Genomic DNA, 21,790 nt, shown 5'->3' with positions numbered 1-21,790 from the left:
AAGCGACCAGAATCGGACCCGTTGGGACCGCCTCGGGTGCCGCAATAAGTCGTACGATGGGCTGAACGATGTCAGAACACAGTTCGAAACCGACGGTGGGAGCGCTCCGGGACACGACGGCGGATTCGCCGTTCGTGCCCGTTGCACTAACGTGGCTCGTGTGGTCGCTGTTCGTCGCGAGTATCGTCGTCCTCATCGCCAGAATCCGGTTTGGTGCCGCATGGGAAGTCCCTGGATTGGTTGCCATCGACGGCCTGACTGTGCTGATGTGGGTGGTGGTCACCTTCTTCAGCGGTATCGTTCACAGCTACTCGCGCCGTTACATGGCCGGTAGCACCCACAAAACGGGGTTCTTCCTCGCTATGTTCGGGTTCACCGCAGCCGTGATGGCACTCGTCGCGGCCGACCACATCGCACTGTTCGGATTCCTGTGGGTGGCGATGGGTCTGGTGATGGCCGAACTCATCGGCATCACCGAGGGCTGGAAACAGGCACAGGCCGCCGCGACGGTCGCTCGTAAGTACTTTATCGCCAGTAGCGTACTCCTTGGGATTGCGCTGACGGCGCTGTGGTGGGCGACCGGCTCGACGACGGTCTCCGGAATTGGCGCGGCCGCCGACACGCTCGGTGGTTCGGTGTTGCTGGTCGCAGCCGGTGCGCTTGTGCTCGCGGCAATGATCCAGTCCGCCCTCATCCCGTTCCACAACTGGCTGCTCTCCTCGATGACCGCACCGACGCCGGCGTCCGCGCTGATGCACGCCGGGTTCGTCAACGCGGGCGGCATCCTGTTGACTCGCTTTGCCCCGGTTATTACGGTCGATTCCACGCTCATGCTCGGAGTGGTCGCCGTCGGCGCGGCGAGTGCTGGCGGCGGGAAGCTCCTGAAGTCCGTCCAGACGGATATCAAAGGAAAGCTCGGCTGCTCGACGGTCGGTCAGATGGGCTTTATGATCATGCAGGCCGGCCTCGGTTTTTTCGGGGCTGCGATCACCCATCTCATCCTACACGGATTCTACAAGGCCTATCAGTTCCTCAGTTCGGGCGAACAGGTCGAACACACGAGTCCGAGCGAGACCACCGAGCACACGATCGGCCGTATGACGAGTGCCGTCGGCTTTGTCGTGGCGTTGCTGACCGGTCTCGCCGGTGGGGTGGTGTTCACGGTGCTGACGGGAAAGGGAGCAAGCGTCGACAGCGGCCTCCTGTTGACCTTCTTCGTCGTCTTCACCACGCTCCACGCGGCCCGTAGCGCGGTCCAGCACACCTCACTTCCGACGCTCGCCCGCTATGGGGCCGTCCCGCTGGTGTTCTTCCCGGCCATCGTCGTCTACGCCGTTGTCTACGAAGGTGTCTCGGGCCTCTTGGCAGTCGGCACGGCAACGACCGAACTGACTCTGCTCCACGTGGTCATCGCCGTCGGCTTCGTCGGCATCTATGTCGCCATCGAGACCGGGATCCACGAACACAGCCAGCGGCTCTACGTGGCACTGCTGAACGCCACCCAACCGTCATCGAACACCTTACTGACTTCCACGGAGGATTACAATGAGTACTGAATCCGCCATCCGAGACAGCATCGACGAAGCTGCGACCACCGTCGGTTCCCTCTGGCCCATTCACTCGTTCGTGACGGCAAACCCCCTCTCGGGGTTCGAGGACCGGCCGTTTGGAGAGGCTGTCGAACAGGCCGCTACTTTATTGGGCGGCCGTGGCTACCCCAGCGCCGAGACGTTCGGAACGGCGCTGGAACGCGGCCAGATCGACCGGGAACTCCTTGAGGCGGAGCTCGCTGAAGCAGGCTACGAGAATGACCCAGCGACGTTACTCGACCGTATGGCCGACGAGGCCGGTGCTGAGAACAGTGACACGGACACCGCCACGGACCACGTCGACAGGGTGTTGACGAAGTGGTTGTCAGCCTTTCTCGACGAGGGGAGCGCCCACTGGTCGATGCCGAACCGTGAGGCAGGGTTCTACACCGCCTTCCGTGGAATGGCCGAATACGACAGCGACATCCCCGACGAGGGGGTCGTCGTCGACCTGCCCGAAGCGCCAATCGAGGCTATTGAGGCGGTCCTGAAGTCGTACCCTGAGAGTCAGTGGGTGCCCATCCTCGAGGAACAGCTGGCTGCGCTCCCGGGTTGGACCGGGTTCATCAAGCAACGCGCCGAGGACGAGGGTGTATGGCAGTCGACGTACCCGATTTCGCTGGAGGGATACCTTGCGGCGCGTCTGGCACTGCTGGATGCTGCCGACGCCGACATCAAGCCGGACGACGACGGCGACGTGAACCCGGCGGATGACCTCGCTCAGGCGTTCCTGCGTGCGTGGGAAGCGACCTACCGCGAAGACCTCGTCGGGACCGTCGCGGCCCAGAGTCAGTCGATGTACGACAGCGATACGTCGGGCCGCCCGGATGCCCAGTTGGTCTTCTGTATCGACACCCGCTCGGAGGTCATCCGTCGTCACATCGAAACAACGGGCAACTACAAGACCCACGGGTACGCTGGCTTCTTTGGCATCCCGATGGAGTATCAGGGATACGACGATGACGTGTCGGTCGATGCCTGTCCACCGATCCTCGACCCACAGCATCACATCACCGACTTCCCGACCGACGACGACACGCAGGCGCGCCACGACCGCTGGTCCGGCATGCGTGCGGCCGCCGACGAAGTCATCGAGATACTGGAGGCCAACGCGGCCACCGCCTACGGATACGTCGAGACTGCCGGAAGCGGGTATGGGCTCTCACTCGCGGCTCGGACGCTCGTTCCAGGGCGCGTCCACGACCTGATCGACGCTGCCGCTGAGTTGGTGCCCGACGACCACGAGTTCTGTGAGCCGCTGATCCACCACCAGTACACCTACTCCGGCGACCTGCCGGTGGGGTTGACCACCGAGGAGAAAGTCGAATACGCCGCAACTGCCTTCGAGTTGATGGGGTTCGAGGAGTTCGGTCGTCTCGTCGTCTTCGCGGGGCACGCCAGCGAGACGGCAAACAACCCCTACGACTCGAGTCTGGACTGCGGTGCCTGTGCGGGCAACCCCGGCGGCCCGAGTGCCCGCGTTCTCGCGAAGATCTGTAACGACGACTCCGTCAAGACTGATCTCCGTGAGCGTGGGTTCGACATCCCCGAGGATACGGTCTTCATCGCCGGTCAGCACAACACGACGACCGACGAAGTGGACCTGTTCGCGGACGACGTGCCCGAGAGCCACGCGGACGACCTTGACCAGTTGCGGGCGGATCTTGCGACGGCTCGCGAGTACGCGACGGCCGAACGCGCCGAGGCGATGGGGGCCGACGGCTCTGCCGGCGTCACCGAGACGGAACGTCGTGCCGCCGACTGGGCCGAGACGCGTCCCGAGTGGGGGCTGGCTGGCAACGCTGGCTTCGTGATCGGCCCCCGCGAGTTGACCAGCGGCTGCGATCTCGACGGGCGTGCATTCCTCCACTCGTACGACTGGTCGACTGACCCCGACGGAGACGCGCTGGAGGCCATCTTGACTGGCCCCATGGTCGTCACCCAGTGGATCAACACCCAGTACTACTTCTCGACGGTCGACAACGCCGTCTACGGCAGCGGGTCGAAGGTGACCCAGAACCCAGTCGGCAACGTCGGTGTCTATCAGGGCAACGGCGGCGATCTGATGGCCGGGCTCCCGCTCCAGTCGCTGATGATCGCAGACGACGAACCGTATCACCAACCGCTCCGCCTCTCGACGATCATCCACGCGCCAGTCGAGCGCGTCACCGACATCGTGGCCGACCACGAGGAACTGACCGAAATTCTGGACAACAACTGGCTCTCACTGACAGTCGTCGATCCGACTCAGGATCACCGCGTCTTCCACTACGAGGAGTCCTTGGAGTGGATGGCAGTGTCCGAACAGACCGAAGCACATCCGGAGATGCCGAACACTCAGGCTGTCGCAGACGACTAGCCGCTCGGGAACCCGTACTGGACGGGAAGCAGTGGGCTGCTCTGACCCTTCTCTGGACGCAGGAATCCGACCTCCTTCGATACTCCTCCCAACAAGATGACACAAACAAGAACCTCTCGAAGAGATGTATTCCGGCACATTGCCGAAAAATCAACTGTCGATTGGCCAGTGTACGACTCAACACCTCTGTACGACCGCAGTTCTCTTGAGGCCCTGCAAGCAGATATCAGAACTATTTCACGTCGGTGGTTCGAACACGAGGAACACCACTCAGTCGAGCAATTTGTCTGCCAGTACCCACTCAACTACGTCGATTTCGGAATCCACGACTGCTACGCTGGCTCGACGCGCTACGAGTTAGACACTCTCTTTCGGACATTCTTGTTGAAAGAACTCCACGGTTGGGCTCACGAAACAGCCCTCGTTGAGTATTTGTATCGACATTCGAAGCTCTGCGAACAGCTCGACTTGGAATCAATTCCAGATCAGTCGACACTATGGCGCAGTTGGCACAATCGGTTTACAGCTGATCTTCGTGAGACCGTCGAGTCAGCAGCGCGGACGGTCCTCATCAGCGCCCAGAACGCGGATGTCGCGGTCCCACGTGAGCCAAACCCAAAACTCCGGGTCCACGAGGACTCGTTCAGGGCGTCAGAACCAGACGCTCACACCATCCTGCGGGAAGCAGAGAAGATCACTGATCATGTCGGTCGCATTGTTTACCCCGTGTTCTCGCTAGAGCGTGGGGATGGCTGTGAGATCCACGAGAACGCATACTGGGATTTACAGATGTATCTCGGGCTTCGTGAGAATCTGGCTGCAAATGAAGGGGCACGGAGCTTCATTCACGAGTCGAAGCGGAACCGGACACCGATGGGTCACGCCCACCGTGACCACATTCGTGACCTCTCGATACCGGCGATTCGGGAGATGTACCGACAAGCGGTCGGTCGACTGCTGGATGAGGTCGCAGAGACTGAAGAGTTTTTTCGGGCGGGTATCGTCGCAATCGATATTACTGAAGCCGATCCCTTCACCGGCGACCGCACCGGCCACGAAGAGGAAATCATCGGAACGAAAGAGAAGACCGACGAGTACGCGTACCAGTGGGCGACAGTGCAACTGGTCGGCAATGCGGTCCCGCTCGTCCTCGATGCTCGCCCGGTGCGGAAAGGCGAGTCACGAAAAGAGATCGTCGAGGACTTACTGGAGTCGGCTGAAGAACTTGTTCACGTCGATAACGTCCTGATGGACCGGGAGTTCGATAGCCAGCACGTCCTGGAGATGGTCAGCGAGCGCGGGCACTCCTACGTCGTGCCAAAGCGGATGCAGACCAGCGAGAAAGCCCAAGCGAAGCGTTTGCTCCAGCGGGACCAAGACCGGTATGAAACCGACCGGAAGCTTCACCTCGGGAACAACGAGTGGCACCAGACGACGCTGATCTACCGACGGAAGGAGAACTCCGAGCACGACGATCACCGGCAGTACTCTGTGTTCATGACGAATCGAGGGAGCGGGCACCTCACTGAGTACGGCTACCGCTGGGAGATCGAGAGTGGTTACAAGTCCATCAAGCGATTCATGGCCGCGACGACATCGAAGCATTTTGGACTCCGATTCTTCTATTTCGCGTTTGCGTGTCTGCTCTACTCGATCTGGCGAGCGGTGGATCTCCTGGTCCAGGTGGAGTTGACCGGAGAGTATGAGCATTCACCAATCGTGACAGCGGACAATACGCTGACGCTGTTGAAGAAGGAAACCGGAATCGGATAGTAACGGGACTCACCCCGTGATAGCCCGGCGTCTGAGTGGCTACGCTGCCGGAAGTCGTCGAAATTCGCGGGTATGGTTGGTTGGTCAACAAAAGTGGCCGTTTGGAGAACAATCTGAGGCAGTTTCCGTTCACTGGTCCGGCCAAAACCACGCATCACAGGTCCGCTAAACCCACTGTAGTCTCAACTTCCACGGTTTCTATTTTAGTATAGCGGCATACAGTATATAATAGCAACCAGATCCGTAGATCTGGAGATAGAGCCCTCCTAACGTGGAAATATTGGCTATGAGACTTTCCCAACTACTGGTCGTGATTATGCCCGTAATCACGACCAGTTTGAAGTACCCCGACGCCGTCGGTGAAGCACGGATGCTGCAACCGCCTCACGACGGCGCTTCCCCCGGGGTAGAGGCACCGAGACCGGGCCCGCAGGACGGTGGAGGGCCGGTGGATGCCTGATCGAGCGCTTTCGACGCCACTCGACGACAGCTTCGAGCGCTACCTCCAGGACAAGGGGAAGGGCCGCGGTGGCGACGGCGGGAACTATCGACGTAACGCAGCCCGCGAACTCGAGCGGTTCGCTGATTGGGCCGCCGGCGACCGCGGCAGCGACGACTCTATCGGAATCGTACCGGACGATGTCGACCGCGAGCCGACCTTCGAGGACCTCGACGAACGCGTCTTCCGGGAATATGCCCGGCATCTCGCCGGCGATCGGGGACTCAAGCAGAACACGGTACAAACCTATTACCGCTATATCTCTGCATGGTGTGGCTGGTGCGTCAACGAAGGATATCTCGAGGCGCACTACGCGCAGCGGGCGAGTGCGATGGCGCCGCTGCCGGATGACGATGGCCGCAAGCCCGGCGACCAGCAGGCCTGGACGTCTGAGCAGCGCCACGTGCTCACCCGCCACGTCGACGAGCGAGCCCGCGACGCTATCGAGACGTACACGACCCTCCCGGAGGATACTGACCCCCTCGACAAGCAGCGAGCGCGCTACGAGGCGCTGAAGGCGGGCCGTGACCGCGCCCTCGTGTTCGTCCTTGCGTACACCGCCGTCCGCGTCGGTGAACTCCTTCGAGACCCGAACGACCCGCGCCGCCGCGGGGTCCGGTGGGAGGAGATCTCGCTTGAGGACGGAAGTATGGATGTCTATCGGAAGAAACAGCAGTGGGACGCTGCGAGTCTCCCCGATCCGACAATCGCTCCGCTTCGAAACTATCGAAAGCTGATGGACCCACCGACGCAGCGGTGGCCAGTGTTTCCGACGTTCGACCAGCGGACACTCGCGACGCTAGTCCGGAACGAATTGGCCGACCGAGGGGAACAATCGAATGTAATCGACGAGCGGCGTGAGAATTACGCTCGTGACCTCTTGCTGGCTCTCGACGAAGACGTTCGACCTCCATCGATCACGACGGACGGCGCTCGGTCGATTCTCCAACGACTCTCAGAAGAAGCGGAAATCGACATCAACCACCCGAAACACAATTATCTCGCACCCCACGGCGGTCGACGTGGGATGGGTGAGGTTCTCGTTCGAGCATTCGGGTACACGGTTGCTGCCCGTTATCTCGACAACTCCGAAGAAATGGTGCGTGAGCGCTACTCCCACATCGAGGCCGGTGAACTCGGTGATGTGGCGACAGAAGCTCTTAATGAAATTGACAGCTAGGCGTAGTCTGTCTCCAAGTGGGACAAATTGCACCACTTTCACCCCGGTCAGAGAACCCTTATTATGTTCTATTTCGTATCGATTATTGATATGGCGGACGACCGAAAGGACTCTAAAAAGTCGAACAGTACATCCCCGAAACGAGAGAAATCCTATGCGGCAGAAACCTCTGAAGAAGACCCACGACGTGGCGGAAGCGACGATGAGTAAGGGGCTATACCAAGCGATGGATGTCGATGGAGTGGCTGACATATCCCGATATATAGAACAGAACGCTAAGGTTGCCAAGACGTCAGAAGAGGATCCTCGGATCGAAATGCAAAGTACGGGTAAAAGCGATTCAGAATCCTCTGACAATTAGCGTTACTTCTTATGGTGGGCCCCTTCTCTTCTTTTAGCGTAATCTACGCGCTAGCCTTTCTTCTGCCAGGATTTATCACTTACAAACTAGCAAAATACTTCGGTCCTGTTGTTTCCTCGGACGATCAGTTTGATAAAGGGATTTACACGGTCGGTGGATCAGGTCTTACTCTGGTCTCGGGATTATTGTTGTTTCATCTCCTAACGCTAGATCTTCACATTCGTATCGAAGGTGCGTATGCCCCTCTCGAAATAGGGCTAATTTATGTTTTGGCACTTGTCTCTTCTGTTGCATTAGGATTCGTCTCAGGAGAGGCAATTGATCGATTCGTACACAAGGATTTGGATGTCCGGGGACCCCCAGTCTGGGATCTCCAGTCAGAAAATCGTGAAGAGCCAGCTCAGGTTCGTGTTGTGATGGAAAACGGGAACGAGATTTGGGGAGAAATATACGTGGATGACTCAGCAATTCAAGGGAGTGATTTGATCCTTCGATGGCCCCAACAACTCATTCGGCGGGAGGGGAAAATATGGAAACGAATTGACCTTGATAAGTACGTCTACCTTTCAGGAGACCAAATCTCTGAAATCTACTACGAAACAGAATTAGACGTGTAGACAAGATGATTGAGTACTAGATTCATACGTCATGATGGGCTCTAATTGAACATGGATCTCGAAGAAACAGTTGATTATCTCGCCGAGGAGCTGGATCTGGAGCGTAGCGAACACGTCCGCGAGGTTGGAAAGTCCGTCGCAAAGCTTCGTGACTGATCGGAATGATTGAACCACAACAGGCATCTAGGCCGACGTGGAGAGCTCTTCTATAGCTCCTAAATATTCGTCCTCCCAGTTTCTCCGTGCCTCTATTTCTCGCAGTCCACGCTGGGTGACTGTGTACATATTCGTTCGTTTATCGAGTTCACCCTTCTTGAGGAGTCCTTTGTCGACGAGATCGTCGAGGTTTGGATAGAGCCGACCATGGTTGATCTCCTGTTCGTAGTAGTCGTCGAGCTCAGCCTTTACTGCGAGCCCGTGCGGCTCCTCGAGTCCGACGATCACGTACAAGATATCACGCTGGAAGCCTGTCAGATCGTACATTCGTCCGTTTCTCTGTTTTTACGGGGTTGAATAAGTTCTCCCTGGTCTCCAACGCGTGTCTTAAAAGTGACAACCGTAATTCCGTTTGAGGAACTTAGAACCTTTATGTGGGCGACAGGAGAACTTTGCAATGAAATGTCTGACCTGATTGTCAAAGCAGCTGTGAAGGATGCACTATCGGAACAGAACGTATCGGCGGATTTCTACGACGCCCTCAACGAGGAAGTTTCCGAACTGCTTGAAGACGCCGCTCAGCGAGCTGAAGCGAACGATCGGAAGACGGTACAGCCACGGGACCTGTAGCGGTCTACAGGCATATTGAGAAGCCGTGGTTTTCTGTTCAGTACGCTCTTAGACAGGAATCCATCACCTTGTACAGGATTAACCAACACTCTCGAATTAGTGGGAGATGTATGTTGGTTAAGATCATGAAGCTGTTCTATCTATGCCGAGGGATTGTTATCACCGTCCGACAGAAGTCGCTCTTGAGCAGGACTCACATTCGACCGAATTACGTCTTCGGTTATACAGGATTCTACCTAATTCAGGATCAAACACCTGTTACAGCCAATCTACCGGTTTGCGCTGTACCGGCGGTTCGAAGGTTTGTCACTAACGGAGGGTGCATCGTCGGGTTTTGTCACGCGACGCCAGGACTCCCCCTCCAATGGTTCTAGCGGCGTCCAGTATTCGAGCACCGGAACCAGCGTGACGATGCTTCCGATTGGCTTGAGGTCAATCTGCACAAGCGGTCTACGGACAATCGGGCGTTCCAACAACAGGTAGAGCAGTGGAACTGCAATACCAACTACAGCCAAAATATTGCCTACAAACGTCGGAATCCCAAGGGCGCCTTCACCACCAATAACGAGGACCATTTCGAGGGTAATCCAGACTCCAAAAGTAAGGAGTGATCCTCGACCGAGGAGATCCCACACGAGCAGTGATCGACGGCCTCCCCGTCGTGCTACCCACTCGAGTTTGATTCCAAAGGCGAGGAAGACAACCGGAAACGCCACGAGCACTATCGGGAAGCCGATCGCAGGCGTTCCCGTTATTGTGAGACCAGCGCCCACAGCAGCGGCGATTATACTGCCGAACAGTACTCTCGTCACCAGTTGTTCGAGAACGCTTGGTCTGGAACTATCTGCTCCCCCTATAATGTCTGTGATCGTGTGGATCCGATAGAGAGCGTATAGGCCGAGGGAGAACGGTACAACAGCCCACATCATCGTGGGAATGAAGACGTAGCTGGCGCCGGCGATGAAGACGACGCCACCGATGACCGCCAACAAATAAACCAGGAACTCGGTGGTCTGAGCAAGTCGAGAGGGCACTGGTTTGCGGTGGATCTCTTGCATCGTTATGTGGCGTCGATACTGTATGCAAACTCCACACGGGAGTCGCCTGGCGTAGTGGTCTCTTCACTCGCTTCGGGGGCTTGTCTAACCAGCAGCGTATATTGTCCTGCGGGGAGCTGAAAGGAAATCTCCGCAGCTTTCGCACAGTACACGGTTCCTCGCTCGTAGCACTCGCAATCGAGCCCGTCCGTATAGTACGCGAAGTTCCGATCGTCCATCAGCACACAGTCTACAGGTGGCCCGTCCAAGACCTTCATCGAATACTGGATTTGGCCATCAGTATCCAAGTGGATAGGAATGGGCTCAGGATAGCCCGGTTTTAGATTATACGTATCCGTACCGGAGTCACGGAGTGCATTGCGTCGGAGCGATCGACGCTTGTACGCAGATCCCAGGAGATACCCTGCGAGGACTCCGCGGAGCACCATGGTAATATATCTTCATTCGATTGGCTAGGCGCTTAGATTTTACCCTGCCAACGAACCTGTTCCTACAAGGAATAGTCGTACTTCTCTTCTTGGTATGTCTGGGAAGTGGGGTGGTTCCCATTCACACTATGGCTTGATCTCTGTAGGATCCCGGGCTCGTTTACGATAGCAGTTATAGAGATCCTCTCCCCATTTGACTACAGCCTTGTTTGAGCTGAGGATCATCGCGATATGTTCTCCCTCTCCGGTATCATTGTACGCGCCAATCGCGATCTGCTTCCCATCGTAGATCCCAATACCGAGCGTCAGTGGCTCTTCGAGACAAAAAATCTGAAAGTTGCCGTAGTTTGAATCGTCTAGGAAGTACTCCATTTCTTCTTCATGGAGTCGCTCGTAGAGCGAGGAATCGACGATTGCTTCGCCCTTGAGACCCAGTTTGAGCAGCTTATCGTATGCGGTAAAGAGTGTCGGGTTGAAGATTGACGTCAACACACGGAAGTTGTCAAGCCGCGGGTCGCAGAGTTTGAGAGCCGTTGCGAGGACGATCCCAGGTGAGTGAGGTGAGGAGACATACAGCTCTGCGTCAGCGAGGGCCCGAACCGGGATATCTGTTCTAATTGGACTGAGTCGTTGAAACCAGGGTGCTTTCTCCAGCACCTGCTCAATTGTTTCGGCCAGTTCCTCGTACCGTTCTAATGTATGCTCCCCGGTGGACGTGAGTCTGTGCTTACCGTCTGCCTCTTCACACCACCCTTCAGTCTCGAACATTCGCAATGCTCTCCGAACAGTGGCACGTGAGGGAGACCCGTCAGCTGTACCTGTTAGCTCGCTTGGGCGGCTAGGCTGTTCTGAAAGCGTTTGTAAGAGTGGGATGGTGTGTTTTGACCGAGTTAGCTGGGTGAGTGGCTCGCGATCGAGACCATCAGGACACGCTTCAAAGGCTTCAAGGACAATTTTTCCGCCTGCTGTAAGTTCATACCCGCCAGTAACAGCCGATTTCGTCAGCCCCCAGTCCGTGAGTCGAGCGAGATGTCTCGATGCAGTCTGTCGGGTAATTTGACTGGAGTCTGCGATGGTCGACGCCGTCATGGGTGCCTCGTCGAGTGAACGAAGCACATCCAGAGAGGTAGAGCCAGTAAGATCACTGATGAATTCACGGACGACAATCTGTTCGTCCGTAAGCGGGTTTTTTGCCACAAGTCCGGGGTGTGTCACTCAATCTCACCCATTTGATAAGCTATCGTTCCCAATGCTATGAATATATCGTACAAATCTGGTATCGAAACGAACTGATTGGATACACGCATCTCATTCAAAATCACAAATAGTTCGTTCCTTGCGACGGTACTTTTTACAGGTATTCCCACAAAGACCGACTATCGTGAGCTCCAAACTACCACCAGCGCCATCCGGGTATCCGGTTCTCAAAAACGCCGTGCAGTTCGCTCGCGATCCGTTTGAGTTTGTGGAGCGTGCCACGTCGGAGTGTGGCGACATCTATCGGATGGACCTCCCGGCAGTTGACGATGTATTTGTCTTTGCCCACCCGGATTATTTTGACCGTGTTCTCGTTTCCGACATCGACGCGTTCGGGAAGACTGAGGACTATCAGCGGGCATTCGGGCACGGCCTCCTTTCGGTTGAGGGACAGCAGTGGAGTCACCAGCGTGAGATGCTGCAACCGCTGTTCTACCGCGAGCAAATCAAGGGCTACACGGATCAAATGGTCGCATGTACTGAGCGACGCCTCGAGACGTGGAAGGAGGGAGAAACACTGGATCTGGAGCCGGAGATGAAGAACCTCACTCTCGAGATTCTCTTTTCCACACTGTTCGGTCGTGCATTGGTTCCTGGGGAGGATCAAGATCTCCGTGACGCTGCCGACGGACTCAACGAATGGTTCACACCGTCTTCATGGATTCTGCCACCGTGGGTACCGACACCTGCCCGGCGACGGTTCGACCAATCAACGAAGCGTCTCCGCCAGGAGGTTCGAAGGCTACTCGAGGAAGGAAGCGACCAGACAGGAGTTTCCCCATCTATTAACGAGCCAAGCGGATCGAACGTACAATCAATCCCTGAACAGACAGCAGCTGCCTCGACGACGCCGGATCTACTGACACAGCTCCAACAAGCGCGTAATAGGGAAGATGGACCGCAATTCACAACCGAAGAAATTGAAGATCAGCTGATCACGATGGTTTTTGCGGGGCACGAGACGACCGCTGCTGCCCTCGCGTTCACCTGGTACGTGATTGCGACACAATCAGACATCCGAGAGCAATTCCAAGAGGAACTGGATACGGTTCTTGATGGAGGGCGACCTACCTACGACAATCTCCAGAACTTGGAGTTCACGGACCAGATAATTACGGAGGCATTGCGACTCTACCCACCGATTCATACAATCCCCCGTCAGACGATAACCGATGTCGAAGTCGGCGGGTATCGAATTCCGGAGGGACATGAGATCCACCTATCAATTATTCACGTCCATCGGGATGAGCAGTTCTACGAGGATCCACTGGAATTCCGTCCCGAGCGATGGACCAACGAGTTTGAAGGGGAGCTCCACGACTTTGCATACATCCCGTTTGGTGGCGGACGTCGAACCTGTATTGGCCGGGAATTCGCTCTCTTAGAAGCGAAAGTAGTTCTGGCGACGATCGGACAGAAATTCCAGTTCGAGTGGGGAAAGAAGGACGAAATCAACCTCGAGCCTCGAGTTACAACCCGATCCAAAGAGGGCATCCCGCTGAAGATTTGTCAGCGCTAGATCAAAGCGATTTGAAGAGGTCTTCCGTGGTTTTCCTTCTTTGAATTTGTTGCTGAGTTATAACATAATTGCCTGTGACTGTTCACACCGTTTGACAGTGTAATCACGGGTGAGTATAACACACCTCCCGAAGGTATTCGGCAAGTGTATGCTATGAACCGGGATTCAATCATCACAAATCCACGTGCAGACACATGAAAACCCGACAGGTCACCATCGAGGAAATCGATCAGCTGTTCCTGGAGTGGTTTGACTACATCAACGCCTCCGCACTGTACCGGCAGGCGCTTCGCGAGGAGATGGCTGTTCGTGACATTGATCCCCACGAATTTCGGGATCTCCTTGAACGTGCACAGGAGCAGGGGTACTCGTTCGAAGACATCGCCGAGGAAACAAACCGATTGAGCGACCTCCAAGCACTCGTCGACGATACTGCTGGGACTCCTGATGGAAACGTACCCGAGACATCGACCACGGAACGCAGCGAAACACCCCAAAACGAGACGCACCAATGAGCGACAACGATCCACCAGAGACCACTGAATCGACCTTTAATCGACCAGCCATTCGCCAGACGGTCACTGCAGTGATCGTGCTGAGCATCATCGCTGTCGAGCCCGCTCTGGCTCAGGATGGAGTCGTCTGTGATGCTGAGGGACTGCCGGACATGATCTCTGGCTTCTTCCAGATCACGACGGCTCTCGGGATCGTCGGACTTGTCGTCGTCTGGCAGGCCGATTCCCTTGCCGAGATGTTCACGATGAGCCCCGAGCAAAAGAAGGGATTCAAGCGACACAAGCGAACGGCCCTCAAATCCACCGTCGTCCTGCTCGTACTCGGCCCCTTGTACACCGTCGCTGGCTCCGTGATGGGGCTTCCACTCGCCGAATGTGTTGACCTAGTTCCCTGGTAATCGGTGAACCTTCCGCTTCACTCGTCACATCAACCATGCGCCGCTCGACACTTGGCCTCGCGCTCGCTCTCACCGTCCTCGTGGGAGGTCTTGTAAGCGTTGCCAGCGCCGATCATCCGCCACGCCCCGGAAGTGACGACAGCGGTCTCAGCGAAAACGAGACGGCGACGCTCTGGTCAAAAGCTCCCAACGAGTGCCTGACCGATGCAGAGTACGAAGAACGGTATGGTGAGGAGCGGACGTCCATGCACGCCCTCGGCAACTGCACCGATATCACGTTCAAAGAGCCACCTGAGACAGCCGAACACTGGACAGCCTACGATTTCGAATCTCTCGAGGCGGGTGACAGTGAGACGTCTGTATACCCAGATAACGCGGAGCTGAATGATTCGGTGTTCATCAAGGACGCTCATGCGACTATCTTCGCTGTGCAGCCGTCCACGATGGTTCACCTCGATGACGAGGAAACGTCGCTGTACCTCGCACCGGACGGCGAGCTCCGCGGTTTCGTCGATTACCGCGTTGCGGTACCAGATGATGAGTCGGAATCCAATCAATCAGTCGAGTGGTCGGTTGTCGACCACGAAGTGAGTGAGGTCCGGGTGAAACAAGACGGAGACGTGATCGCCGAGCAGGACGGCCAGCATACTCCTCTCTTCGACTACGAACTCGCTGGCGCAGGCTCATCCACACTAACCTTCGAAGCTGAGATCGAGGTCGAACTGGAGAAGGAGATTACTGAACAAGTTGGCAACGAAACCCGGACACGATACGAGTATCCGACAGATAGCGTAACCGTCTCACAAACACTCGATGTCGACGTCTACAACCTCACCGCGTACATCTACCACGCGGAATATCCGGACGGCGATTCCGGTGTTGCTATCCATCAGACGCAACCGTGGCATGGCTACGTACTTACTGAAGACGGGGATGCAACCGTCCGAGGCGTCTGGCGGTACTACACCGCTCGCGACACAGATTGGGATTATCTCGTCCACTCGAATCGGACAGATGAGGAGGTCGTCCATTCCGACGCGCTTCCAGTGTATACGCGGGCATTCCCGTCCGAAGTTGGGCCTAGGGCTGAACCGATTCGCGACGGCCCAGAGATCCGCGAAGTGTGGGGATTCGAAAGCGAATCACCAGCACCAACGGTGCACGAAAACGTCGAAATCGGGATCGTCGACGAGCCGTACGTCCGCTCATACGGGCTTGCCGTTCGGTACGACGAGATCGACCGGGATCATCTCGAAGTTCAGGGGATCGTCCGCGGTGAATCGGCAGATATCATCGAGCCCGATGGCGGAACCGAGCGAGAAATCCGTGAGAGCAACCTCACCGTCGAAACCGTCGAAGAGAACGAGACAGAAGCAACGCTCCGTATCGAACTCCGCGATGCCGAGACCGGTACCCCGATCGCCCTTGAGAACCCGTTCGAAGACCATCCGCGTGTTGCCCCAATAGGACATGAACAGCGTTCCGGTTACATCACGATCGGTGACCAGCGAGTCGAAACCAACGCCTCGGGCGTCGCGATCGTTACGATCCGCACACCGGGAAGCTACACTGCAGAATATCATCCGGGATCGTGGCGAACACACGACCCTGCGTACGTTGGAGATCGTGCGAGTGTCGGATGGCATCCGCTGTCGACGATAAGCGGGTGGCTGACACTGATCGTCGACGTTGTCCGATTCTCGATTCCGTTCGTGGTAGCACTGTATGCGGGCCTCAAACTTGGCTCATTCCTGCGAATTCCGGAGGATCAACACCGATGACGAGAATCAACACCGTAACCAGACGAAAAGTCCTCGGAGGTATCGTTGCCAGCTCTGTAGCTAGCCTCGGTGGCTGCGCAGCATTCGAAGAGAGTAACGAAGAGCCGGAAGACACGGAGGGGTTCGAACGAGTCACAGTCGAGGGAACGGAGATCATCCTTGAATTCGAGGAGAACCACCCGTTCAATGCGGTGACGGTTGTGCAACCCGATGGGGAACTATTCGTCGAGCGTGAATTAGCCACGGGCGTTAGCCGAGAAACAGTCGAACTCGGAGTCGATTACGTTCCTGGGGAATACGAAGTGATTGGATCTTCAGAAGGAACGGAGCAGTCATCGTCGACGATCGAGATACGGCCAGATACTCAGATTACGGGACTGTTGCTCGGGAGAAACCATCCTGATGAAATGTATGACGGTGCCAGCGAGAGAACTATTCAGACGGAGGTAATCCTCACGCTCGAGAACACGGGCAGTGGTCCGGATACTGCTTCCGGACTCGTGTTCAGTGGAGATGTTCCTAGGCCAACTCCAGATGATTACGATGAGAGCGGGATCTACGATACGGAGAGTGACCTCGGTGGACACGCCGACCAGATCGGGTTGCCACCTGGAGGATCAGTCACGATATACAGTCACTCTACTCCGTTTAATCCAGCGAGTGACAACGTGTCCTGCTCACCTGATACGGAGCGAGGAGAGTTCGAGGTGGTGATCAGAACGGCTATTCAAGATCCCAATCCATCACAACAGTACTCAGTCGCGTATAGTGGAGAAGATTTAGTCGAGTGTGATATCGAAGTCGAGGTGACCCAGTAATGGATCTCGTCGATTTCGGACGTCAATGGTTCGAGGATGCGGTCGAGACGCTTATTGAGTGGTTCCAGACTGGTCTGAGTGACGGTTACAGAGAAATCACAGAGAGCTTGTTTGGGACGCCAGTCCCGGAAACCAGTGATACCTTCGTTTTTGGACGTCCTGAGAACGAGCCTTGGGTGGCATTGTATGAATCTCTAGTCGGCGGGGAGATTATGCTGTTAGCTCTGCTTCTACTCTTGATCTGCGTTCAGGGCCGTCACACCGTCCGTATTTTTGATATCGGGAGTTCCTATGAAGCTCGGAAAACGCGCCGGAGTGCATGGACCGGAGCGTTCCTGATCGTAGTATGGTATTGGGCCGCCGTTCTCTCGCTATATCTAGTGAATGGATTCACGATCGCCCTAGTCCCCGAGATCGAGGTCCTCATGGGGGCGATGATTGACTTTCTCGAGGTTTCAGTAACAAACCCTGCTCTCGCACTACTGATGGCCGCCATCGGTGGATTTGCGATGTGGGCTCTCCAAGCGTTATTCTTCATCCGCGAAATTCTTCTGTACGTCTACTTGTATGCGATGCCGATCGGTCTTGCAGTAGCCTTTGGCGGGATTCCGGTAGTATCTCGTGTTGCCAAAGCTGTTTGCATGAAGTTCGTCCCGCTTGCCATTCTGCCACTTCCGGTTGCGATTTTCTTCAAGGGGTATGAACTCCTGTTTTCCAACGGAACCGAGTCGGCCGTCGCTCCCGACAGTGCGTTCCTGAGTTATCTTGTGGCTGCCTCACTCCCCGTCCTCTCGTTGATCATTATTTGGAAGCTGTTCAAGTACGCAAGCCCCGTCACTGCAAAGCTCATCGGAGGGACCACCAAGGCTGCAGTCGGTGTCGGGGCGATCGCTGGCGCTGCCTACGTTGCAGGGCCCTCCATCGCTGCGACGGCAGCACGATGGGGGCCAAAGGCAGCTGCAGGGCACGCAGCCGCCCAACGTCTCGGAAACCACTGGGGAGGCCCTACATACCGAGGCGACGGAGGAGCCGGAAACAGCGGTGGAGGTGGGAGCAACAGAGGAGGTGGCGGTGGAACGACCCATGATAACGTCGTGACCGATGCGTACGGCCAGCAGGGTGTACCGCAATACAGACGCACCGAAAACGATCCCGGATACTACTAATCATGGCACCAGACAACGAAGCAGCTTCGCGACGGATTATGGACGAACTGGGCGAAGAAAACCGCATCCCCATCGTTAACGTCGACGAGGGCGACGTCTACGTGTTGTTCGGCTTCCCGATCGCAGGGCTGCTCCTCGCAGGCCTCGTCGGGAGCGATACACTCGTCCTCCCGTTCGTTCTTACGGGGATCATCCTCGGTGTGGCGGCTGTATACGCGAGCCCGTCCCATCTTGCAGCATCAACGTGGCTCGCGGACGTCTATCGCTACTACTGTAAACGGCCTCGATTTACCTATAGCGCTCCCGACCACGCCACAACCGACGAAGCGACCGATACGACGCGCAACGAGGGAGGTCTCATCAACTATACCCCCTTCACGCCGGACGAACGAACACAGGACCTCACGAACATCGAACGAGCTTGGCCCGGCGCCGGGACGATTCAGCGGACGGACCGTACCATGGAGGCGTTCCTCGAGGTCGACCCGGGAAACATGGATTTCGCCATGTCGGGTGACTGGGCCCACGTTCAGGAGGTCGCCGGCGAGTTCGCGAACACGGAACTCGATTACAGTCTGAAATTCCACGCCACAACCCGTTCATTTCCGGTAGAAGACCTGCTCACGCAGATCGATACGCGACTCGGAGACGAAGACGTCGCGAACAACCCCGTCTTCCAGGAGCTGCTCACGGAATATCGAGAACAACGGCCACGAGAACTCGAGGGAACCCAGCAGATTCGCTACTTCATTGGCGTGCAGGTGACGCCGATGGACGTCTACAACCGGTATCGAGACGAGCATTCACCCGCAGAGAAGCTGACCACCCTTCCGGTCATCGGATTCCTGTTCAATCCCTTCGTCGCGAGACGTGAGAGTCTCCGTGACGCCGAACTTCGGGCAAAAATGTTCGAGAAACTCGATCAGCGATGTCGAGCCGTCCAGAGCGAACTCGTACAGAAGGCTCCCGGCTGGTCGGCTCGACGTCTGAGTACTGTCGAGTTGTTCCTGCTCACGATGGACTTCTGGAACGGCGAGGAACATGAGTACGACGACGCAGCCAACGCCATCCGCGAACAACCAGTTATGAGCCACGAACGGAGGGATGACGATGCATAGTACGGAAGTCGGCCTTCCGCTACAGAGTCTGAACATCCCGTCGTCTACTGGTGATCTCACCGCGACCCACGCCGCGATAGTGGGCGTCGTAGTCCTGATACTCGTTATTCTCGGCGTGAAGTTCTATCGTGACCGCCTTCGAGACACCGAAGAAGAGGTCGATCTATCGGAACTCCTCGACGATGAGACGCTGGCAGATGGTGAAACCGAGCGGGAACTCCTCGATGATCTCGCCGAGCGACACAAAAGCGTGATCGCACCGGCTGCTGTCGAGTGGGAGACCCGGGCCGCCCGTGTCGGGGAACAGTGGACCTCGACGTTGTATATCGCAGATTATCCAGATTATCCAAAGGACGGCTACTTGAACGAACTGTTCGAGCTAACCGACGTCGAGTTCGATCTCACGATCCATATCACGCCCAAGAATCAGCAGCAGGCTCGTGATGAGCTCCAGCGGGTTGCTGACGACCTTCAGGTCGATGCGGATCTCGAAAATAGCGTTCGTGGCGCGTACCTGCAAGGGCGGGCTAACGAAGCCGTCGCGACCTACACGGCCGTCGAGAACGGAAGTCGCGTGTTCGATCAGGGGATGTTCATTACGGTACGGGCAGACACTAAGGACGAGCTTCGGGAGTCCGTCCGTACCGTCCGCAGTCGGCTTCGCGAGCAACCGGCCGGTCTCTCGCCGAAAACCGCAATCTGCAAACAAGACCTCGCCATTCAGGCCGCTGCACCAGTCGGTCCCAATCCCTTCGGACGGGAGGCGATCGCGCTGGGCGACGCCGTCGGAGCCGTTCTGGCGTCGCCGCACAACGCGACCATCCTCGAGGACGAGGGCGTCGAGTTCGGCGTTCACTGGCGAAACGATAGCCCGGTCGTCATCGACCCGTACGCTCGGGAGAACGGCTACGCGATGTTCACGATCGGAGATCCCGGTTCGGGCAAGAGTTTCGGTGCAAAACAGAACTTCATCCGATCGATCGAGCAGAGCAAGGATCGTATCGGTATCATCCTGGAACCACTGAACAACTGGACTGGTGTCTCCGAGGCGCTGGGCGCGAAACGCATCACGGTCGGCGGGAATATGGGGTTGAATCCGCTCGAAATCAAGCCCACGCCTGAGCACGTCCAGCGGGCGATGGGGGAAGACGCCAGTCCGTATCGAGAAAAGCTCGACAGCGTGATGAGCTTCCTGTCGAACTACTTCGCCCTCCGAGGCATTCGACTCGGCGACAAACGAACCACGCTCGAAAACGCCATCGAAACGGCGTACGCTCGCAACGGAATCACCGACGACATCGCGACGCATCACAACGAGAGCCCGACGATGCGGGACGTCCTCGATATCCTCGAGGAGATGGTCGACGAGCCAGACGAATTCGTCGTGCGAACCGACGAGGAGTCCGGAAAGATCCAGACAGATGCCACCTGGTTGATCGACCAGCTTCGACCCTTCGCGGAGGATGGCCGCTATGAGAATCTCGGACGCGGAACGGAGTTCGACATTCGCGACGAGAAGATCATCTACCTCGATCTCGCCCAGCAAGAGGGCAGTCTTGGTGACAGCACCAGCCTCGTGATGCAGCTGCTGATCACGCTGGTATATGAGCGGGCCAAGGAGGTCGACGAGGTCGTGTTTGTGATCGACGAGGCACGGTACGTTCTCCAAGAAGCCGCGAATCTAGAGTTCCTCGAAACGGTGTTCAGACATCACCGCCACCACGATCTTTCGATCCGATTGCTGACGCAGACCGTCGACGAGTTCTTCCAGCACCCGGAGGCGGAGGCAATCCTCGATCAGTGCGCCATCAAGCAGTTCCATCATCTCGACGGAATGGACGAACACTGGGCGAACGAGTTTGGGCTCAATTCGGCGCAAATGCGCTTCGTCCAGGACGCTGTCCCGGGGAACGAACGAGCAGGCTACTCCGAGGCACTCGTCGGGATCGATGGTGAATGGCGTGGAATCGAAGTTCGAGCTCTGGAGAAGGAAAAGCAGGTCATCGACTTCGACGCGACGGAACAGTCATCTCAGGACCTCCCCGGTGCTTCAGGTTCCCAACATCAGGGGGAAGCAAGCACACCAGGCGCTGAGCCAATTCCCGACCTTCAACAAAACGGGCAACAGCATGAGCGCACGCAGTCGTTGGCCACGGAAACCGACGGCGGCGATCCGGAGGCAGAGTCGCAATGACGGAGTACGTGCGAGTCACGCCGACCTCCGAGCGTCTTCGGAAAGAGAACCTCCCTGCGGCGTTCGAAAGTCTGCACAAACTGTCCAACCCGGCGACGTCGAAGCTAGCGAACCGAGTAAATCCACTAGTCGATACATCTCCGCCCACATTCGAGTTCGTCGCGATAAGCGAGGGGACGGACGAACCTGTCGAATTCTACTACGGTATCGATCAGCCGATGCATCTGGACACGCTTGAAAAGCAGCTGAAGACGATCTATCCCGACACCTTCGACATCGAGCGCGTCGATCTCACACTCACAAAGAAGCTCATTCCTCCGATGGAATTTTCGCGGGAAGCGTTCCAAGACCGACTCGAACGTGGACAGTTACTC

17 protein-coding genes are annotated in these 21,790 nt (G+C 56.8%); 14 read left to right on the top strand and 3 right to left on the bottom strand.

From position 1 onward, the window contains the following. Window positions 1-68: 68 nt before the first annotated feature. The 5 genes from HZR14_RS09470 to HZR14_RS09450 all read left to right on the top strand — a co-directional run bounded on the left by HZR14_RS09470 (window position 69) and on the right by HZR14_RS09450 (window position 8,378). Complete coding sequence (locus HZR14_RS09470) at window positions 69-1,556, top strand: proton-conducting transporter transmembrane domain-containing protein (protein WP_181692625.1); 1,488 nt, start codon at window positions 69-71, stop codon at window positions 1,554-1,556. Then, on the top strand, window positions 1,546-3,948 hold the full coding sequence (locus HZR14_RS09465) for a DUF2309 domain-containing protein (protein WP_181692624.1): 2,403 nt from the start codon (window positions 1,546-1,548) through the stop codon (window positions 3,946-3,948). Before HZR14_RS09470 ends, HZR14_RS09465 begins: the two co-directional genes overlap by 11 nt. Before the next feature lie 96 nt (window positions 3,949-4,044). After that, window positions 4,045-5,721 (top strand): transposase, encoded by a 1,677-nt coding sequence (locus HZR14_RS09460; protein ID WP_181692623.1) that lies wholly within the window; start codon window positions 4,045-4,047, stop codon window positions 5,719-5,721. A 452-nt stretch (window positions 5,722-6,173) separates the two neighbouring features. Further along, window positions 6,174-7,400 (top strand): tyrosine-type recombinase/integrase, encoded by a 1,227-nt coding sequence (locus HZR14_RS09455; RefSeq protein ID WP_181692622.1) that lies wholly within the window; start codon window positions 6,174-6,176, stop codon window positions 7,398-7,400. Window positions 7,401-7,772: 372 nt separating this feature from the next. Then, the gene (locus tag HZR14_RS09450) at window positions 7,773-8,378 is read left to right on the top strand and encodes a DUF6338 family protein (RefSeq protein ID WP_181692621.1); all 606 of its coding nucleotides are present in this window, start codon (window positions 7,773-7,775) and stop codon (window positions 8,376-8,378) included. Between the two features lie 183 nt (window positions 8,379-8,561). Here the strand turns inward: HZR14_RS09450 and HZR14_RS09445 are convergent, their stop codons facing one another. After that, window positions 8,562-8,861, bottom strand: a complete 300-nt coding sequence (locus HZR14_RS09445; RefSeq protein ID WP_181692620.1) for a helix-turn-helix transcriptional regulator — start codon at window positions 8,859-8,861, stop codon at window positions 8,562-8,564. Window positions 8,862-8,996: 135 nt separating this feature from the next. On the opposite strand from HZR14_RS09445, the gene HZR14_RS09440 reads away from it, so the two are divergent. Next, complete coding sequence (locus HZR14_RS09440; protein WP_181692619.1) at window positions 8,997-9,164, top strand: DUF1931 domain-containing protein; 168 nt, start codon at window positions 8,997-8,999, stop codon at window positions 9,162-9,164. Window positions 9,165-9,433: 269 nt separating this feature from the next. On the opposite strand, the gene HZR14_RS09435 is transcribed toward HZR14_RS09440, so the two are convergent. Together HZR14_RS09435 and HZR14_RS14730 are read right to left on the bottom strand one after the other, a co-directional pair. Beyond that, on the bottom strand, window positions 9,434-10,222 hold the full coding sequence (locus tag HZR14_RS09435) for a hypothetical protein (protein WP_181692618.1): 789 nt from the start codon (window positions 10,220-10,222) through the stop codon (window positions 9,434-9,436). A gap of 554 nt (window positions 10,223-10,776) precedes the next feature. Beyond that, entirely contained in the window at window positions 10,777-11,847 is a 1,071-nt protein-coding gene (locus tag HZR14_RS14730; protein ID WP_489675553.1) for a transcriptional regulator FilR1 domain-containing protein, read from the bottom strand. A 184-nt stretch (window positions 11,848-12,031) separates the two neighbouring features. On the opposite strand from HZR14_RS14730, the gene HZR14_RS09425 reads away from it, so the two are divergent. From HZR14_RS09425 to HZR14_RS09390, 8 genes are all read left to right on the top strand, one after another. Further along, window positions 12,032-13,426 (top strand): cytochrome P450, encoded by a 1,395-nt coding sequence (locus tag HZR14_RS09425; protein ID WP_181692616.1) that lies wholly within the window; start codon window positions 12,032-12,034, stop codon window positions 13,424-13,426. 194 nt (window positions 13,427-13,620) lie between these two features. Further along, window positions 13,621-13,941 carry a hypothetical protein gene (locus HZR14_RS09420; protein ID WP_181692615.1) on the top strand — a complete coding sequence of 107 codons (321 nt, stop codon included), beginning with the start codon at window positions 13,621-13,623 and terminating at the stop codon, window positions 13,939-13,941. Continuing rightward, window positions 13,938-14,339, top strand: coding sequence for a DUF7985 family protein (locus HZR14_RS09415; RefSeq protein ID WP_220132518.1), 402 nt, complete (start codon window positions 13,938-13,940; stop codon window positions 14,337-14,339). The genes HZR14_RS09420 and HZR14_RS09415 overlap by 4 nt, the downstream gene beginning before the upstream one ends. A 35-nt stretch (window positions 14,340-14,374) precedes the next feature. Further along, entirely contained in the window at window positions 14,375-16,120 is a 1,746-nt protein-coding gene (locus HZR14_RS09410; RefSeq protein ID WP_181692614.1) for a DUF8186 domain-containing protein, read from the top strand. After that, on the top strand, window positions 16,117-16,938 hold the full coding sequence (locus tag HZR14_RS09405) for a hypothetical protein (RefSeq protein WP_181692613.1): 822 nt from the start codon (window positions 16,117-16,119) through the stop codon (window positions 16,936-16,938). The genes HZR14_RS09410 and HZR14_RS09405 overlap by 4 nt, the downstream gene beginning before the upstream one ends. Further along, on the top strand, window positions 16,938-18,104 hold the full coding sequence (locus HZR14_RS09400; protein ID WP_181692612.1) for a TrbL/VirB6 family protein: 1,167 nt from the start codon (window positions 16,938-16,940) through the stop codon (window positions 18,102-18,104). The genes HZR14_RS09405 and HZR14_RS09400 overlap by 1 nt, the downstream gene beginning before the upstream one ends. 2 nt (window positions 18,105-18,106) lie before the next feature. After that, window positions 18,107-19,222: a TraC-like domain-containing protein gene (locus HZR14_RS09395; protein ID WP_181692611.1), complete on the top strand. Its 1,116-nt coding sequence runs from the start codon at window positions 18,107-18,109 to the stop codon at window positions 19,220-19,222. Continuing rightward, window positions 19,215-21,416 (top strand): VirB4 family type IV secretion system protein, encoded by a 2,202-nt coding sequence (locus HZR14_RS09390; RefSeq protein WP_255479224.1) that lies wholly within the window; start codon window positions 19,215-19,217, stop codon window positions 21,414-21,416. Before HZR14_RS09395 ends, HZR14_RS09390 begins: the two co-directional genes overlap by 8 nt. Window positions 21,417-21,790 lie beyond the last annotated feature (374 nt).

This window comes from Natronomonas salinimetallica, from assembly GCF_013839515.1.
Classification (GTDB): domain Archaea; phylum Halobacteriota; class Halobacteria; order Halobacteriales; family Haloarculaceae; genus Natronomonas.
Note: the sequence above shows the minus strand (reverse complement) of the source record. Positions and strands in the feature narration are given on the sequence as shown.

Bases quoted from the DNA above. Each gene is read 5' to 3' on its own strand.
- HZR14_RS09460 (WP_181692623.1), top strand. From the start codon at position 4,045: ATGACACAAACAAGAACCTCTCGAAGAGATGTATTCCGGCACATTGCC.
- HZR14_RS09435 (WP_181692618.1), bottom strand. From the start codon at position 10,222: ATGCAAGAGATCCACCGCAAACCAGTGCCCTCTCGACTTGCTCAGACC.
- HZR14_RS09420 (WP_181692615.1), top strand. From the start codon at position 13,621: ATGAAAACCCGACAGGTCACCATCGAGGAAATCGATCAGCTGTTCCTG.
- HZR14_RS09450 (WP_181692621.1), top strand. From the start codon at position 7,773: ATGGTGGGCCCCTTCTCTTCTTTTAGCGTAATCTACGCGCTAGCCTTT.
- HZR14_RS09405 (WP_181692613.1), top strand. From the start codon at position 16,117: ATGACGAGAATCAACACCGTAACCAGACGAAAAGTCCTCGGAGGTATC.
- HZR14_RS09390 (WP_255479224.1), top strand. From the start codon at position 19,215: ATGCATAGTACGGAAGTCGGCCTTCCGCTACAGAGTCTGAACATCCCG.
- HZR14_RS09400 (WP_181692612.1), top strand. From the start codon at position 16,938: ATGGATCTCGTCGATTTCGGACGTCAATGGTTCGAGGATGCGGTCGAG.
- HZR14_RS09440 (WP_181692619.1), top strand. From the start codon at position 8,997: ATGTCTGACCTGATTGTCAAAGCAGCTGTGAAGGATGCACTATCGGAA.
- HZR14_RS09455 (WP_181692622.1), top strand. From the start codon at position 6,174: ATGCCTGATCGAGCGCTTTCGACGCCACTCGACGACAGCTTCGAGCGC.
- HZR14_RS09415 (WP_220132518.1), top strand. From the start codon at position 13,938: ATGAGCGACAACGATCCACCAGAGACCACTGAATCGACCTTTAATCGA.
- HZR14_RS09470 (WP_181692625.1), top strand. From the start codon at position 69: ATGTCAGAACACAGTTCGAAACCGACGGTGGGAGCGCTCCGGGACACG.
- HZR14_RS09395 (WP_181692611.1), top strand. From the start codon at position 18,107: ATGGCACCAGACAACGAAGCAGCTTCGCGACGGATTATGGACGAACTG.
- HZR14_RS09410 (WP_181692614.1), top strand. From the start codon at position 14,375: ATGCGCCGCTCGACACTTGGCCTCGCGCTCGCTCTCACCGTCCTCGTG.
- HZR14_RS09465 (WP_181692624.1), top strand. From the start codon at position 1,546: ATGAGTACTGAATCCGCCATCCGAGACAGCATCGACGAAGCTGCGACC.
- HZR14_RS09445 (WP_181692620.1), bottom strand. From the start codon at position 8,861: ATGTACGATCTGACAGGCTTCCAGCGTGATATCTTGTACGTGATCGTC.